13 protein-coding genes are annotated in these 15,445 nt (G+C 74.1%); 7 read left to right on the top strand and 6 right to left on the bottom strand.

The window, feature by feature from the left end; translation table 11 throughout:
- The first annotated feature begins 118 nt into the window (after positions 1-118).
- Both STRTU_RS25950 and STRTU_RS25945 read left to right on the top strand, forming a co-directional pair.
- The gene (locus tag STRTU_RS25950; protein ID WP_159746441.1) at positions 119-2,134 is read left to right on the top strand and encodes an NADPH-dependent 2,4-dienoyl-CoA reductase; all 2,016 of its coding nucleotides are present in this window, start codon (positions 119-121) and stop codon (positions 2,132-2,134) included.
- A gap of 74 nt (positions 2,135-2,208) precedes the next feature.
- Positions 2,209-2,775 carry a PadR family transcriptional regulator gene (locus STRTU_RS25945; RefSeq protein WP_159746440.1) on the top strand — a complete coding sequence of 189 codons (567 nt, stop codon included), beginning with the start codon at positions 2,209-2,211 and terminating at the stop codon, positions 2,773-2,775.
- Between the two features lie 97 nt (positions 2,776-2,872).
- On the opposite strand, the gene STRTU_RS25940 is transcribed toward STRTU_RS25945, so the two are convergent.
- The 3 genes from STRTU_RS25940 to STRTU_RS25930 form a co-directional block, all read right to left on the bottom strand.
- Positions 2,873-3,145: a hypothetical protein gene (locus STRTU_RS25940; protein ID WP_159746439.1), complete on the bottom strand. Its 273-nt coding sequence runs from the start codon at positions 3,143-3,145 to the stop codon at positions 2,873-2,875.
- A gap of 125 nt (positions 3,146-3,270) precedes the next feature.
- The gene (locus tag STRTU_RS25935; RefSeq protein ID WP_159746438.1) at positions 3,271-4,833 is read right to left on the bottom strand and encodes an AMP-binding protein; all 1,563 of its coding nucleotides are present in this window, start codon (positions 4,831-4,833) and stop codon (positions 3,271-3,273) included.
- 92 nt (positions 4,834-4,925) lie between these two features.
- Positions 4,926-5,834 (bottom strand): Gfo/Idh/MocA family protein, encoded by a 909-nt coding sequence (locus STRTU_RS25930; protein WP_159746437.1) that lies wholly within the window; start codon positions 5,832-5,834, stop codon positions 4,926-4,928.
- Positions 5,835-6,130: 296 nt separating this feature from the next.
- Here STRTU_RS25930 and glnII point away from each other — a divergent pair, with 296 nt between their 5' ends.
- From glnII to STRTU_RS25915, 3 genes are all read left to right on the top strand, one after another.
- Positions 6,131-7,153, top strand: a complete 1,023-nt coding sequence (glnII, locus tag STRTU_RS25925; protein WP_159746436.1) for a glutamine synthetase GlnII — start codon at positions 6,131-6,133, stop codon at positions 7,151-7,153.
- Between the two features lie 155 nt (positions 7,154-7,308).
- The gene (locus STRTU_RS25920) at positions 7,309-7,986 is read left to right on the top strand and encodes a rhomboid-like protein (RefSeq protein ID WP_246241253.1); all 678 of its coding nucleotides are present in this window, start codon (positions 7,309-7,311) and stop codon (positions 7,984-7,986) included.
- A 407-nt stretch (positions 7,987-8,393) separates the two neighbouring features.
- The gene (locus STRTU_RS25915; RefSeq protein WP_159746435.1) at positions 8,394-9,083 is read left to right on the top strand and encodes a winged helix-turn-helix domain-containing protein; all 690 of its coding nucleotides are present in this window, start codon (positions 8,394-8,396) and stop codon (positions 9,081-9,083) included.
- A gap of 41 nt (positions 9,084-9,124) precedes the next feature.
- Here the strand turns inward: STRTU_RS25915 and STRTU_RS25910 are convergent, their stop codons facing one another.
- Genes STRTU_RS25910 through STRTU_RS25900 form a run of 3 tightly spaced genes read right to left on the bottom strand, consistent with a single transcriptional unit; the run spans position 9,125 to position 11,539 of the window.
- The gene (locus tag STRTU_RS25910) at positions 9,125-9,829 is read right to left on the bottom strand and encodes a DedA family protein (RefSeq protein WP_159746434.1); all 705 of its coding nucleotides are present in this window, start codon (positions 9,827-9,829) and stop codon (positions 9,125-9,127) included.
- Entirely contained in the window at positions 9,822-10,751 is a 930-nt protein-coding gene (locus STRTU_RS25905) for a lysophospholipid acyltransferase family protein (protein ID WP_174878924.1), read from the bottom strand. The genes STRTU_RS25910 and STRTU_RS25905 overlap by 8 nt, the downstream gene beginning before the upstream one ends.
- Complete coding sequence (locus STRTU_RS25900) at positions 10,748-11,539, bottom strand: GNAT family N-acetyltransferase (protein ID WP_159746433.1); 792 nt, start codon at positions 11,537-11,539, stop codon at positions 10,748-10,750. Before STRTU_RS25900 ends, STRTU_RS25905 begins: the two co-directional genes overlap by 4 nt.
- A gap of 364 nt (positions 11,540-11,903) precedes the next feature.
- Here STRTU_RS25900 and STRTU_RS25895 point away from each other — a divergent pair, with 364 nt between their 5' ends.
- Both STRTU_RS25895 and STRTU_RS25890 read left to right on the top strand, forming a co-directional pair.
- Positions 11,904-15,074, top strand: a complete 3,171-nt coding sequence (locus STRTU_RS25895) for an alpha-N-acetylglucosaminidase (RefSeq protein ID WP_159746432.1) — start codon at positions 11,904-11,906, stop codon at positions 15,072-15,074.
- A gap of 50 nt (positions 15,075-15,124) precedes the next feature.
- Entirely contained in the window at positions 15,125-15,355 is a 231-nt protein-coding gene (locus tag STRTU_RS25890) for a DUF397 domain-containing protein (protein WP_030083635.1), read from the top strand.
- The last annotated feature ends 90 nt before the right edge of the window (positions 15,356-15,445 follow it).

Here is a 15,445-nt window from a genome sequence, read left to right as displayed (position 1 = left end):
CGGGCGGGGCGCCCGGCGTGCGGCGGAGTCGTCTGCGTCACGTTTTTTGCAACTTGTTGCAAAACAGGGAGGGCTGGTCTACAACTACTGCCACGACCACCGCGCCTGGAGGCCCCCCATGAGCCAGTACCCGCACCTGATGAGCCCGCTCGACCTCGGGTTCACCACCCTGCCCAACCGGGTGCTGATGGGGTCGATGCACATCGGGCTGGAGGAGGCCGAGAACGGCTTCGCGCGGATGGCCGCCTTCTACGCCGCCCGTGCGCGCGGCGGCGTCGGCCTGATGGTGACCGGCGGTATCGCGCCGAACGACGCGGGCCGGCCGTACGAGGGCGGGGCCAAGCTCACCACCGAGGAAGAGGCCGCGCAGCACCGGACGGTGACCGACGCGGTGCACGCGGCGGGCGGGCGGATCGCGATGCAGATCCTGCACTTCGGGCGGTACGCGTACCACGCCGATCTGGTCGCGCCGAGTGCCCTCCAGGCGCCCATCAGCCCCTTCGTGCCGAACGCGCTCACCGACGACGAGGTCGAGCAGACCATCGAGGACTACGTGCGGGCGGCGGAGCTGGCCAAGTCCGCCGGGTACGACGGTGTCGAGATCATGGGCTCCGAGGGCTATCTGATCAATGAGTTCATCGTCGGCGCGACCAACCGGCGCACGGACCGCTGGGGCGGCTCGTACGAGAACCGGATGCGCTTCCCGCTGGAGATCGTCCGCCGTACCCGCGAGCGCGTCGGCACCGACTTCATCCTGATCTACCGGCTGTCGATGCTGGACCTCGTCCCGGGCGGCTCCACGCTGGAGGAGGTCGTCACCCTCGCCAAGGAGATCGAGGCGGCGGGCGCCACGATCGTCAACACCGGCATCGGGTGGCACGAGGCCCGTATCCCCACCATCGTGACCTCGGTGCCGCGCGGCGCCTACACCTGGGTGACGAAGCGGCTGATGGGCTCGGTGACCATCCCGCTGGTGACCAGCAATCGCATCAACACCCCCGAGGTCGCCGAGGAGTTGCTGGCCGACGGCCGCGCCGACATGGTGTCGCTGGCCCGGCCCTTCCTCGCCGACCCGGACTTCGTCGCCAAGGCGCGGGACGGCCGGGCCGAGGCGATCAACACCTGCATCGGCTGCAACCAGGCCTGCCTCGACCACACCTTCAGCGGGAAGATCACATCCTGTCTGGTCAATCCGCGGGCCTGCCACGAGACCGAGCTGGTGCTCTCCCCCACTCGGCGGCGCAAGCGGCTCGCCGTGGTCGGCGCCGGGCCGGCCGGGCTCGCCTGTGCCGTGTCCGCGGCCGAGCGCGGCCATGAGGTCACCCTCTTCGACGCCGCGGCCGAGGTCGGCGGGCAGCTGAACATCGCCAAGCGGATCCCGGGCAAGGAGGAGTTCGACGAGACCCTGCGCTACTTCCGTCACCAGCTCGACAGCCAGGGCGTGGACGTACGGCTGAACCACGCCGTCACGGCCGGGGACCTCGGGGCGTACGACGAGGTGGTGATCGCCACCGGGGTCACCCCGCGTACCCCGGAGATCGAGGGCGTCGGCCACCCGAGCGTGGTCAGCTACCTCGATGTGCTGCGGGACGGGGCGCCGGTCGGTGAACGTGTGGCGATCATCGGGGCGGGCGGTATCGGCTTCGATGTCGCCGAGTTCCTCACCGATGCCGGCGATGCGGCGAGCCAGGACCCGGAGGCGTACTTCCGCGCCTGGGGCGTCGACACCGCCTACGGCGACCGGGGCGGGCTGCGCGCGCCCGAGCGGCCCAAGACCCCGCGGCAGGTGCATCTGCTCCAGCGCAAGACGACGAAGGTCGGCGCCGGACTCGGCAAGACCACCGGCTGGATCCACCGTACGGAGCTGCGGCACCGGGGCGTGACCACGGTCGCCGGGGCCGCGTACGAGCGGATCGACGACGAGGGCCTGCACCTCACGGTCGACGGCACGGCCAGCACGCTCCCCGTCGACACCGTGGTGCTGTGCACCGGGCAGGAGCCGCGCCGCGAGCTGTACGAGGAGCTGCGGGCCGAGGGGCGCGCCGTGCACCTGATCGGCGGTGCGGATGTCGCCGCCGAGCTGGACGCCAAGCGCGCCATCCAGCAGGGGACGGAGCTCGCGGCAGCGCTGTGAGCCGCCGCCCGCCCCGGGCGTGCCGGGCTCCGCGAGCCGGACGGGACGCCGGGGGCCCGGCCTAGGATTCCCCCATGTCACTCCCGCACGCGATCCTCACCGCCCTGCTAGAGAAGCCGTCGTCGGGGCTGGCGCTGACCCGCAGGTTCGACCGGTCGATCGGCTACTTCTGGTCGGCCACCCATCAGCAGATCTATCGCGAGCTGGGCAAGCTGGAGCAGGCCGGGTTCATCCGGGCGCTGCCGAGCGCACAGCCGTCGCGGGGGCAGAAGAAGGAGTTCGAGGTGCTGCCCGCGGGCCGGGCCGAGCTGACCCGCTGGGCCTCCGGCGAGCAGGACCCCAAGCCCATCCGGGACGCGCTGCTGCTGCGGCTGCGGGCCTCGGCGGTGGTGGGGCGGGACGGGCTCGATGCCGAACTGCGGCGCCATCTGACGCTGCACCGGGGGCAGTTGGCGGAGTACCAGGAGATCGAGGACCGCGACTTCGGGGCGGCGACGGCCCCGGAGGACCGGTTGCGGCGGCTGGTGCTGCGGGCCGGGATCGGGCTGGAGACCTTCTGGGTGGAGTGGCTGGAGGAGGCGCTGGCGGAGGTGACGCAGATGGAGGGTGTGACGGGCCCGGGGGACGATGCGGGTGGGTGAGCGGCGCCCGCGGGCAGGGTGTGGGGCGGCCGGCCCCGGGAGAAGTCCCGGGGCCGGCCGCCCTGTTGATGCGCCGGGGTGATGCGCCCCGGAGCCGTCAGCAGTTGTCGTAGAGCAGGGCGCGCACCAGACGGCAGGTCGTGTCGGACGGGGTGTGGACCCCTATGTCGGCGGCGGTGCTGCGGATGGTGCGGTTGTGGGCCTGCTCGGGGCGGTAGACGCCGGTGTCGAGCAGGGCGATGGCCAGCCGCATGGCCTTCAGGCGGCGGTTGTGCGATTCATAGCGCTCGCGCGGCCATCCGGCGGGCAGCGGTTTCTTGGGCAGTGGGTGGGCCGGGAGAGGCTTCGTCATGAGTGTGGCAGCGGCCATCGGCGACCTCCTGGAGCGTGGATGAACCCTCACTGACTGGTTCCCATTCTACTGACCACCACTGACAAAAGCCCCTGGCCAGCGGGTATTTGGCGGCCAGGGAAGACCCTTCCCGGCGGGCCCGGTCAGGCCGTGGCAGCCATCGCGCGCAACCGCGTTTTGTCCGGCTTGCCGACGGGCGTGAGGGGGATGGCGTCGACGAGGTGGACCACGGCCGGGGCGTACAGGGCGCCCTGGTGCTCGGTGACGAAGGCGCGCAGGGCGGCGGGGTCCGGCCGGTGGCCCGGGGCGGGGACGACGGCGGCGTGCACCTCCTCGGTCTCGTCCGGCCCGCGCACCCCGTAGACGGCGCAGTGCGCGACCGCCGGGTGGGTGTGCAGCAGATCCTCCACCTCCGCCGGGTGGACATGGCCGCCGACGACGATGATCAGGTCCTTGACCCGGTCGACGAGGTAGAGCCGCCCGTCGTCGTCCAGCACGCCGATGTCGCCGGTACGCAGCCAGCCGTCGCCGGGCAGCACGCGCGCGGTCAGCTCCGGCTGTTTCCAGTAGCCGGTCATCACACCGGCGGAGCGTACGTGGACCTCGCCCCGCTCCCCCGCCGGGAGGTCCCGCCCGTCCGCGTCGCGGATGGCGAGCGTCACGCCGGGCACCGGGCGGCCGACGGTGACCCGGCCGCCGGGCCCGGTGACGAGATGGTCCGCCGGACGGGCCTCGGTGAGGGTCAGCGCCTCGGACATCCCGTACATCCCGTACAGCACCGGTCCGAAGACCTCGGCGGCCCGCGCCAGCCGGGAGGGGGAGGCCACGCAGCCGCCGTAGGTGATGCGGGTGAGGGAGCCGATGTCGGTGGTGGGCAGCGCGGGGTCGTCGAGGAGGCGGTAGAGGAGCGGGGGCAGCAGCCAGAGGTGGGTGATGCGGTCGCGTGCGACGGCGGTGAGGACGGCCGTGGGGTCGAAGGCGCGGTGCAGGACGACGGTGCCGCCGGCCGCGAGTGTGACATCGGTGAGGATACCGGCAAGATGGGCGAGCGAGGTGCAGGCAAGGAAACGGGGCGGGTCGCCGGCGCCTTCCATGGGCTTGACCAGCATCCCGGCATACGGGGCGTGCGCCATCCGCACTCCCTTGGGGATACCGGTCGTGCCGCCGGTGTGCCGGATGCACCAGTCGTCCTCGGGACGGGCCGCACTCGGCACCTCGGGCGTGGCGGGAAGCGCGGCACAGGCGGCCAACAGGTCGGGCACCGGGCCGTCGGCAAACGCGGGCGCCGCGCCCAGGGTCATGACCTCGGGCGCGGGTCCGCCGATGTGCCGGAGCAGCGCCCGTGCGGTGCCGTGGAGGTCCGGGTCGACGAGGAGCAGGGCGGTCTGCACGCTCTCGGCGATCCGGGCCAGGGTCTCGGCGGCCATCCCGTCGTAGAGGAAGACGACGCGGGCGCCGAGGAGGTTGGCGGCGTAGCGGGCGGCGAGCACCTCCGGGCGGTTGCCGCTGAGGAGGCTGACGGTCCGTCCGGGGCCGATACCGCGCCCGGCGAGCACCGCCGCCATGCGGTGGACGGTGTCGTGCAGCGCACCGGCGGTGACCTCCGCACCCCCGTCGCCCATGGTCAGTACGGGCCGGGCCCGGTCGCGGGCGAGGACGTCGAGCAGGACGTCGGTGTAGCTGGTGAAGCCGGTGGCGGACCTCATGACGTGGGGCTCCCTGGGCCGGTACGGACAGGTGACGCCCCCGACGCTACGGACCGCCGCTGATGCCCTCCACGACCAATTTGGCCATGTGGTCATGCCTCCAGAGGCATGAGCGGGCTCAGCGACTCCTGCGCCGCCGCCAGGATTTCGGTGACCCGCAGGCCGAAGTGGATATCGCAGGCGTTCGGCAGACCGGTCGCGGCGGCGGCGAGCAGGGCGTCGACGGCGCGGTGGTAGGCCGGTTCGGGGCCGTCCAGGCGGCGGGGCAGGGTGGTGATACCCGCGGTGCCGCGGAGGGTGAGGTCGACACCGGCGGCCGCGGCCGGGGCGGTCAGGCCGACCGTCGCCGTACTGGCCGCCCCGCTGCTGTGACGCATCGTCAGCAGAACGGTGTCGGCCGGGCCCCGGGTGGCGGTGACCGCCTCCGCGTCCCCGAGAACCGGCAGCAGCACCGACAGCGCATGCGGCCCGACGTCCCACAGCCCGCCCTTGGCCCGGCGCCAGGGCGAATCGGCGTACGGGCTGGAGCTGTCCTCGGCGAACACCGAGCCGAGCCAGTCGGCGTGCGCGGTGAACCAGCCCCCGGCCGCGGCCTGCGCGGCGATCCACTCGCCCTCCTCCGCCCCGAAGCGCGCCGTGAAGAAGACCACCGAGGCGACGCCCGCCCGGTCGGCGGCATCGGCGAGGGCACGGGCCTCGGGCACGGAGGTGGCGACCGGCTTGTCCAGGAGAAGGTGGCAGCCGGCCCCGGCGGCGCGGACCGCCAGCGGGACCTGGACGGCCGGCGGCAGGGCGATGGCGACGGCGTCGCAGACCGCGGACAGCTCATCCGGGTCGGCATACGGGCGGGTGTCGTGCACCTGGGCCAGCGCCGCGGCGGCCTCCGCCCGGCGCCCCCAGATCCCGGCGAGCTCGACGCCGGGGTGCGCGGCGAGGGCCGGGGCATGGACGCGCCGCGCCCAGGGGCCGGTACCGAGGAGTCCGATGCGCAGGGTCGTCATGGGGTCAGTGTCTCGCGGGGGACGGGGCGGGGGACGGTGGCCCGCCGGATCGGGCGTCCGGGGTTCGAGGGGCCGCCGGGGCGCTGCGACTGAGGTCTCCGTCACATGGAAATAGTGAGGAGACAGCGCCACCTGGGGATTAATCGCAGGCTAGTGGCGTGGAACACCTTGGAAAGTGCTGGATGTCCGGCTCGGTAACTTGCGGTTCACAAATGAGCAACGGACGAGAAATGGCGCGTTGCGAGAGTGCGTCGGTACGCCCGCACCGTACCCGCACCGACCGTGAAGAGGACCCCGTGACCATCAAGGCCGAGTACATCTGGATCGACGGCACCCAGCCGACCGCCAAGCTCCGCTCCAAGACCAAGATTCTGAGCGATGGCAGCAAGCTGCCGAAGTGGGGCTTCGACGGTTCCAGCACCAACCAGGCCGAAGGACACGCCTCGGACCTCGTACTGGATCCGGTGTTCAGCTGCCCGGACCCGATCCGCGGCGGCGACCACCTGCTGGTGCTGTGCGAGGTGCTGCACACCGACCTCACCCCGCACCCCTCCAACACCCGTGCGCTGCTGCGCCCGGTCGCGGAGAAGTTCGCGGACCAGGAAGCCATCTTCGGCATCGAGCAGGAGTACACCTTCCTCAAGGGCGACCGGCCGCTCGGCTTCCCCGAGGGCGGCGGCTACCCGGCCCCGCAGGCCGACTACTACTGCGGCGTCGGCGCCGACGCGATCTTCGGCCGGGAGATCGTCGAGAAGCACCTCGACCTGTGTCTGGCGGCGGGGCTCGGCCTGTCCGGTATCAACGCCGAGGTCATGCCCGGCCAGTGGGAGTTCCAGGTGGGCGCGCTGCCCGCGCTGGAGGTCTCGGACCACATGTGGGTGGCGCGCTGGCTGCTGCACCGGGTGGCGGAGGAGTACGGCGTCACCGCCTCGCTGGAGGCCAAGCCCGCCAAGGGCGACTGGAACGGCGCGGGCGCGCACACCAACTTCTCGACCCGGGCGATGCGCGAGGGCTACGACGCGATCATCACCGCATGCGAGGCGCTGGGCCAGGACGACAAGCCGCTGGAGCACGTCCGCCAGTACGGCACCGGCATCGAGGACCGTCTGACGGGCGCGCACGAGACCGCCCCGTGGGACGCGTACTCCTACGGCGCCTCGGACCGCGGCGCCTCGGTGCGTATCCCCTGGCAGGTCGAGGTCGACAAGAAGGGCTACATCGAGGACCGGCGGCCGAACGCCAACGTCGACCCGTACGTGGTCACCCGGCTGATGGTGGACACCTGCTGCACCGAGCTGGCGCGGCGCGAGCAGATCTGACGCCTCGGGAGAGCGCGGGAGCGGAGCCGGACCGGCATGCGGAGAGGTCCGGCCCCGCCGCATGCCGGGGCGGCGGAGTCCGGCTGCGCGCCGTGGCCGGCGGCGGACGCGACAGCTGCGGGCCGAATGTCAGTGGCGGCTGGCACGCTGAGGGCATGCCTGTGATCACCGTCAGGACCGAGACCGGTCCGGTCCGTTCCCGCCCGGCGGGCGGACGGCGTGCCGCCCTGCCCTGGGCCACGCCGCTGTATGTCGGCGCCGTACAGCTCGGTGCGTACGCCACCGCGCGGCTGCACGTCCGGCGGCGTACGGACCTGCTGCGCGCGCACTCCACCAATGTCGCCAATCTGCGGGCCGGGCGGTGGCGGACGCTGGTCACCAGCGCGGCGTTCGTCGAGCATCCGCTGCCGCTGCCGTACGGTGCCGCGCTGCTCGCCGCCCTCGGTACGGCCGAGGCGCGCTGGGGCACCCGGCGCGCGGCGGGGGTGTTCGCGGCCGGTCACATCGGGGCCAGCCTGCTGGTCTACGCGGGCCTGCGGGCGCGGGGGCACGGCCGTACGCCCCATGGGTCCACGGACGGCTCCCCGCCGGACGCGACCGCACAGGCCGTCGACGTCGGTGCCAGCTACGGCTTCAACGCCACGGTGGGCGCCCTTGCCGCGACCGTCCCGCACCGCGGCATACGGGCGGCGGCGACGGCCGGTCTGCTGGGGCTGGCGACCGCTCCCGTGCTGCACCGGGAGCGGACGTTCACCGACGCCGGGCATCTGGTCGCCCTGGCGCTCGGAGTGGCCATGGGGGCGGGGATACGCCGAAGGACGGGCCGGGCGTAGGGCCGGAGCGCCGCGCAGCGGGTTCCGGCCACGGCCGTGCCCCGCTGCGTGCTCGTCAACTCCCTTGCGGGCACGCCGAGTCAGGGGCCGGAGCGCCGTTCGGTCACCGCGTCCGGGCGGTCCGGCGCGGCGGAATCCCGTCGCCGGGCGCTCCGCACGAGGGACAGATTCACCGACCGTCTGGTTCAATAGGGCCATGGCCAGCCTCACCGACACCGCGACAGGTCGCAGCGACCTGGAGCCTTTCTGGCCGTCCCGGCAGGCGCACGCCTTCGACCGCCTGTGTTGCCGCGCGCACTGAGCGCGGGCCCGCACACACCTCACCGACGCCGTTGACCGGCGCCCTCCGCCCTGCCCGCGCGCATGACGTCCCCGACGGCCCCTCTGCGCGAAAGAGCTGACTCCTGATGACGAACCTCCGTACCCTGACCGCCGGTTCCGCGACCGCTCCCCGTCCTGGCACCCCCGCCGCGCACGGCCACCGCCACCGGCTGCGCGCCGTGACACCCGACGAGGCCCTCCCGTCGCCCGCCACCGCCCCGGCCGGAGGTGCCCCGCCGCAGGGCGCCGTTTCGGTCGCCGAGCTGCTGAACTCCGGTGCGACCTGGCTTCCGGCGCCCCAGCACAGCCTGCCCGCGCTGCCCGGACAGCCGCCGATGGTCGGCTATCTCGTCCTCGTACCGGCCGACCAGGCAGCCGCCACCGCCGCCACCGCCGCGACCGCCGCGACCGCCGCGACCGCCGCGACCGCCACACTGTCGGCCAACGCGCCGTCGGCCGCCGGGCCCGAGGCGACCGCGCCCACCGGCGACCCCATCGTGCGGATCGACCCCGAACAGCGCACCGCGCAGGTGCAGGGCCGGCCGCTGGATCTGACCTATCTCGAATTCGAGCTGCTGGCCCATCTGGTGGGGAATCCGCACCGGGTGCACACCCGCGATCAGCTGGTGACCACGGTGTGGGGGTACGGGCACGTCGGCGACGGCCGCACGGTCGATGTCCATGTCGCCCGGCTGCGCCGCAAGTTGGGCGCCGAGCACCGGTCGTCGATCGTGACGGTGCGGCGGGTCGGCTACAAGTACGTGCCGGGCATCTAGCTAGACCGGCGGGCGGAAGCCAGGGGCTCGAAGGCCGGAGGTCAGACGCCCTCCTGCCGTCGGCGGAGGCCCGGCCGGGCGGGGACGAGTTCCTCCGCCCGGCCGGGTGCCGCCCGGGGGTCACTCCGCCGCGGGGTGCGCCGGGATGTGCCACCCGGCCGGTGCAGATATCCCACACAGACCGCCGCCACCAGGCCGATACCGGAGACCAGCAGCACGCCCTTGGCCGGGGAGTCGGTGAGCGCCCGGCCGCCCAGCCCGCCGAGCGCCACGCTGCACAGCGCCCAGAGGCCCGCGCCCACCGCGTCCAGCACCACGAAGCGGCGCAGCGGGAAGCGGAGGCTCCCGGTGGACAGGGCGGCGACCACCCGCCCACCGGGGAGGAAGCGCCCGGCGATGATGAGCGGCGCGGCATGCCGTTCGACCCGGGCGCGGGCCCTGAGGTGCCGGGCCCGGCCGCGCTCACCGCGGAGCAGCCGGGCGGTCGCGCGCGGGCCCGCGTACCGGCCCACGGCGTAGCCGAGGCAGTCACCCGCCAGCGCCCCGGCCGTCGCGACGCCCGCCAGCAGGGCGAGCAACGACAGATCGGGGCCGATGAGCACGGCGAGCAGGACGACCGTGGTCTCGCTCGGCATGAACGGCAGCAGCGCGTCGAGGGCGGACACCAGCAGGACGACCAGCCACAGCCAGGGCGAGTCCAGCATGCCCTGGAGGGACGCGGTGAGCTGGTCCAGTTGCTCAAACATGGACCGGGGTGTCCTGCTGCGGCGCGGGCGGCGCCGGAACGGCGGGCCGGAGCGCGGCGGTCGGCCGTGCCAGGCCGCCGCCCGTCGCCGAGGTCGCCCCCGTCACTGCCGTCGCCCCTACTGCTGTCACCGCCGTCACCGGACGGCCGCCCAGCGCCGCCCGTGCCGCCAGCGCCGCCAGTTCCCGCCGGTCCAGGCCCGCGTCGAGCGGCGTCAGCAGCGGATGCGCGGTGACCCGTATGGTCAGGGCGCGGGCGCCGAGCACCCGGCGCAGCGAGCCCGCGAAGGTGTCCTCGCCGCAGAACGCGGCGACCGTACTGGGCAGGCCCTGCTGGCTGTAGCACAGGGTCACCGGGCGGACCGGTGCGCCCACGTCGATGGCGGCCTGGAAGGTGGCCCGGCGGAAGGTGCCCGCCTCGGCCGTGCACCAGGTGGTGGCCTGCGGGAAGACCGCCACCGACCGTCCGGCGGCGAGCAGTTCGGACACCTCGCGCACGGTGTGCGGCAGCCGTCGGGGGTGCGTCCGGTCGATGAAGTGTGTACCGGCCCGGCGGGCCAGACCGCCGACGACCGGCCAGCCGCCGACCTCGCGCTTGGCGAGCAGGGTGACCGGTTCGACGGCGAGGAGCGCGAGGATGTCGAGCCAGGAGATGTGGTTGACGACGACCAGGGTGCCGATGCCGTCCCCGGCGGTCAGCGCGGCCGCGCCCTCGACCTGGATGTCCAGCGCGTCGAGCAGGCCGCGGGCGTGGGTCCGCAGCCGTCCCGGCTCGGCCATCCGCTCGCCGTCCGTCAGTGCCCGCCGTACGGTACGGGCGAACGCGGCGCCGCGCCGGGCCATACGGGCCGCCGGGACCCGCGGCAGGGCGTGCGCGGCGCAGTCCGGGGTGCAGTCGGAGCTGACGTCCCAGGGGCCGTTCACCGCTCCCCCAGGAAGTAGCGCCGGTAGCGGTCGCTCAGCCGCTCCATGTCCAGCACGACGAAGAAGTCGGCGACATCGAACGCGGGGTCGTGGGCGGGCGCGCCGCAGATGACGGCGCCGATGCGCAGATAGCCGCGGAGCAGCGGCGGCAGCTGGGCCAGGGTGGGGCGTGCGGGGACGGGGACGGTGGGGTCCCAGGGGTGGTGCGGGGTGACCTGGAGCTCGGGCGCTGCGGCGTAGCGGGTCCGGCCCAGTCCCCAGGCGTGGGCGGCGGCGGTGCCGCCGTCGGCGAGCGGGACGGAGGCGCACCCGGCCAGGTAGCGGTGGCCGGAGAGCAGGGTGTAACGGGCGAGGGCGGCCCACATCTGGGTCATGACCGCGCCGCTGCGGTGGTCGGGGTGGACGCAGGAGCGGCCGGCCTCGATGAGGGAGGAGCGCAGCTCCGCCAGGGCGCCGAGGTCGAACTCACCGTCGGAGTAGAGCCGCTCGCTGCGTCCGGGCGGCACCAGCCGGTAGGTGCCGACGACGTCGCCGGTGGCGGTGTGGGTGACGATGAGGTGGTCGGCGAGGTCGTCGACGGCGTCGATGTCATGGCCGGCCAGCGGGGTGTGCAGGGTCGCGCCCATCTCCTCGGCGAAGACCTGGTGGCGCAGGCGTTGTGCGGCGCGGATCTGGTCGAGGGTGTCGGCGATCTCCGCGGTGTAGCCGGTGTCGGCGGGGGCGGCTGCCGGGGTGCGGGTGGGCGCGGTGCGGGGGACGGCGGCGGACTCGGTCGGTGCCATGCTCATGAGAGCTCTCCTTGGGGACGGGGGAGGCTGGGTGAGTCGGCGGGCGGAGGAGACAGCGGGGCAGGGGGCCGTGCGGGGCGGACGGTGCGCCGCTCCGCGGTGGTGCCGGGTGCGGCCCGGCCGGGGGCGTACCCCCATGACCTGGCCCTTCTCTACACGGCAGACTGTTCCCGGGCCCGCCGGCCGGGCGCGTGAAGCCCAGGGAGCGAACGGGTGAGGGTCCGCAGAACACTGGTTGCCGCGGTCCGGGACCGCGCCAGGTGGCTGCCAGCGGAAATGCGGGGCCTACTTGGACCGCGGCCGGGCGCCCGTTAGCGTGCCCCCCGCACGGGACCGTTGTGAGCACCGAGCACTGGGGGCACACGTGAGCCGACCGTCACGACGCGCACTGCTGGGAACCGCCGGAGCGATCGGCGCCGGGGCGGCGCTCGGCGGGGCCGCCGCCACTCCCGACGCGGCCCCCGCTGCCGCCGCCGGGACACCGTCCGCCCGGCACCAGGAGCGGCCACCCGCCTACGACACCGCACCGGCACGGGCGGCGCTGACCCGGCTGCTGCCCCGGCACGCCGACCAGTTCGAGCTGGTACCGCTCGCCCGGGACGGCGCCGGCGACCACTTCCGGATCGAGGGCCGCACGGGCCGTATCACGGTCTCCGGGACCACCCCCGCGGTGCTGCTGACCGGCGTCAACTGGTACCTCAAATACACCTGCCGGGTCCATCTGTCCTGGGCCGGCGACCAGGTGGGGCTGCCCGGCCGGCTGCCCGCCCCGGCCGCCCCCGTCGAGCGGGCCACGTCGCTGCCGCACCGCTTCGCCCTCAACGACACCCACGACGGCTACACCGCCCCGTACGCGGACTGGCCGCGCTGGGAGCGGCTGATCGACGCGCTGGCGCTGCGCGGGGTGAACGAGGTGCTGGTCACCCCGGGCACCGAGGCCGTCTACCACCGGCTGCTGACCGGCTTCGGCTACTCCGACGCCGAGGCCCGCGGCTGGCTCCCGGCCCCCTCCCACCAGCCGTGGTGGCTGCTGCAGAACATGAGCGGCTACGGCGGCCCCACCAGTCCCGAACTGCTCGCCAAACGCGCTGAGTTGGGGCGCCGGATCACCGGCCGGCTGCGCGAGCTGGGCATGCACCCCGTACTGCCCGGCTATTTCGGCACCGTCCCGGACGGGTTCGCCGCCCGCAACCCCGGGGCCCGGACCGTCCCGCAGGGCACCTGGTCGGGCCTCAAGCGCCCCGACTGGCTCGATCCGCGCACCGAGGTCTTCGCCGCCGTCGCCGCCGCCTTCTACCGGCACCAGGAGCAACTCCTCGGCCCCGCCGACCACTTCAAGATGGATCTGCTGCACGAGGGCGGCGACCCCGGTGACGTGCCGGTGCCGGACGCCGCCCGCGCCGTCGAGAAGGCGCTGCGCACCGCCCGCCCCGGCGCGACCTGGGTGATCCTGGGCTGGCAGGACAACCCCCGGCGCGAGCTGCTGGACGCCGTGGACCACGACCGGATGCTGATCGTGGACGGCCTCAGCGACCTGGACACGGTCACCGACCGGGAGCGGGACTGGGGCGGGGTGCCGTACGCCTTCGGCTCCATCCCCAACTTCGGCGGCCGCACCACCCTCGGCGCCAAGACGCACATCTGGGCCGAGCGCTTCACGGCCTGGCGCGACAAGCCGGGCAGCAGGCTCGTCGGGACCGCGTATATGCCGGAGGCCGCCGAGCGCGACCCGGCCGCCTGCGAGCTGTTCGGCGAACTGGCCTGGCGGGAGCGCCCGGTGGACCGCACCGCGTGGTTCGACGGCTATGCCGACCTCCGCTACGGCGCCCGCGACGACCACGCCCGTGCCGCGTTCGCCGCGCTGCGCACCAGCACCTACGAGATCTCCAGCAAGGACGGCCGCCCGCACGACTCGGTCTTCGCCGCCCGCCCGGACCTGGCCGCCCGCTCCGGCACCGTCTACGCCACCCACACCCCCGCCTTCGACCCGGCGGCCTTCGACACCGCCTTCGCCGCGCTGCTCGCGGTCCGCCCCGCGCTGCGCGACAGCGACGCCTACCGCCACGATCTGACCGACGCCGCCCGGCAGGCGCTCGCCAACCGGTCCTGGCAGCTGATCGGCCAGCTCCAGGACGCCTACCGGCGCAAGGACAAGGACACCTTCCGGGCGCTGTCCGGCCTCTGGCTGCGGCTGATGCGGCTCAGCGAGGAGGTCACCGGCGCCCACCGGCAGTTCCTGCTGGGGCCGTGGCTGGCGGACGCCCGCGCCATGGCGACCGGCGCCGAGGAGCAGGCGCGGCTGGAACACAGCGCGCGGGCGCTGATCACCACCTGGGCGGACCGGGCCACCGCCGACGGCGGCTCGCTCGCCAACTACGCCAACCGCGACTGGCACGGCCTGATCGGCGAGGTCCATCTCCCGCAGTGGCAGGCGTACTTGGACGATCTCGCGGACGCGCTGGCGGCGGACCGACCGCCGAAGACCTTCGACTGGTACGCCATGGAAGAGCCCTGGACCCGCGCCCGCACCAGCCATCCGCTGCGCCCGACGGCCGATGCGTACCGCACCGCCCGGCGGGTCCACGACACCCTCGCCAAGGCCCCCTACCAGGGCACCGTCACGGTCACCGCGGATCCGGCCGCGCTCCCGCCGGGCGGCCGGGCCACGGTCACCGCGGCGCTGCGCAACACCAACGGGCTGCGGGCGACCGGCCGGGTGGACTTCGCCCTGACCGGCGTCGAGGCCACCGCGTCCGGCCCGGTCTCGCTCCCGTCCGTCCCGCCCGGCGGCACCGGCCGCGCCCGCTGGCGGGTCACCGCCCCGCCCGGCCCCCTGAAGTCCCCGCTGCACCCGCTCCCCTACGACCTCACCACCGATTACGGCCCGAAGGGCGCACCGCGGGTCCGAACGACGCGGCACGGCACGCTGTTCGCGGCCGGTCCGCTGGACCCGGAGCTGCGCACGGTCACCACCAATGCGGCAGTTTTCGGCCAGTTGGCGGACCGTTTCGCCGTCCATGGCGGCGGCGCGGACCTGTGGAAGGCCACCACCGAGTTCGGCGCCCTCTACCGGCCGGACGCCCTCACCCCCGGCGGCTCGGCCACCGTCGAAGTGACCACGCAGGACCCCACCGGCCCCTGGGCCCGCGCCGGCCTCGTCGTCCGCAACCGCCTCGCCTCCCCTGCCCCCGGTACGCCGGACGCCCGCGGCTTCCTCAACCTGTCCGTGACGCCCGCCAACGGCGTGGTGCTGTCCTACGACGCCAACGGCGACGGCACCCTGGACACCTACCGACGGCTCACCGGCATCACGGCGCCGGTACTGCTCCGGCTGACCCGTGGAACGGACACCGAGGGCGCGGGCACATACACCGGCGCCTGCTCCACCGACGGCGGCGCGACCTGGCGCGAGATCGCCACCGTCCGCGTCCCCGGCGCCGCCGCCCGGCAGGACACCGGGCTGCACCAGTCCGCCGCCAACTCCGCGACCGGGGACCGCGGGACGGCGGAATTCCGCCGCTGGAAGCTCGTCTGAGCGCCGCGTACGCTGACCCGGAAACGCACCACGAGCGAGGGGATCACGGTATGAGTGCCGCAGCTGAGAAGGAGTGGCTCTACGCCCTCGACATCTCCGACGCCACCTGGCAGCGCGCCCCCGGCGACGCCGAGGAGGCCGTGGAGATCGCCTTCCTGGAGCGGGGCGCGGTGGCCATGCGCAACTCCACGGACCCCGATGTGGTCCTGCGCTACACCGAGGCGGAGTGGCGGGCCTTCGTCCTCGGAGCACGGGACGGCGAGTTCGACCTGCAGCGCTGAGGCCCGGTCCCGGCAGCCCGTCACCGGCCCTTCCGGCGCCTCTCGGGGCGGCGGGAGGGCCGGTGACCATCACAGGATTCACTCGTTTCA

This window comes from Streptomyces tubercidicus (assembly GCF_027497495.1).
In the GTDB taxonomy this organism is placed as follows: Bacteria; Actinomycetota; Actinomycetes; order Streptomycetales; family Streptomycetaceae; genus Streptomyces; species Streptomyces tubercidicus.
The sequence above is the reverse complement of the archived record's forward strand: the minus strand, read 5'-3'. Positions and strand labels throughout refer to the sequence as shown.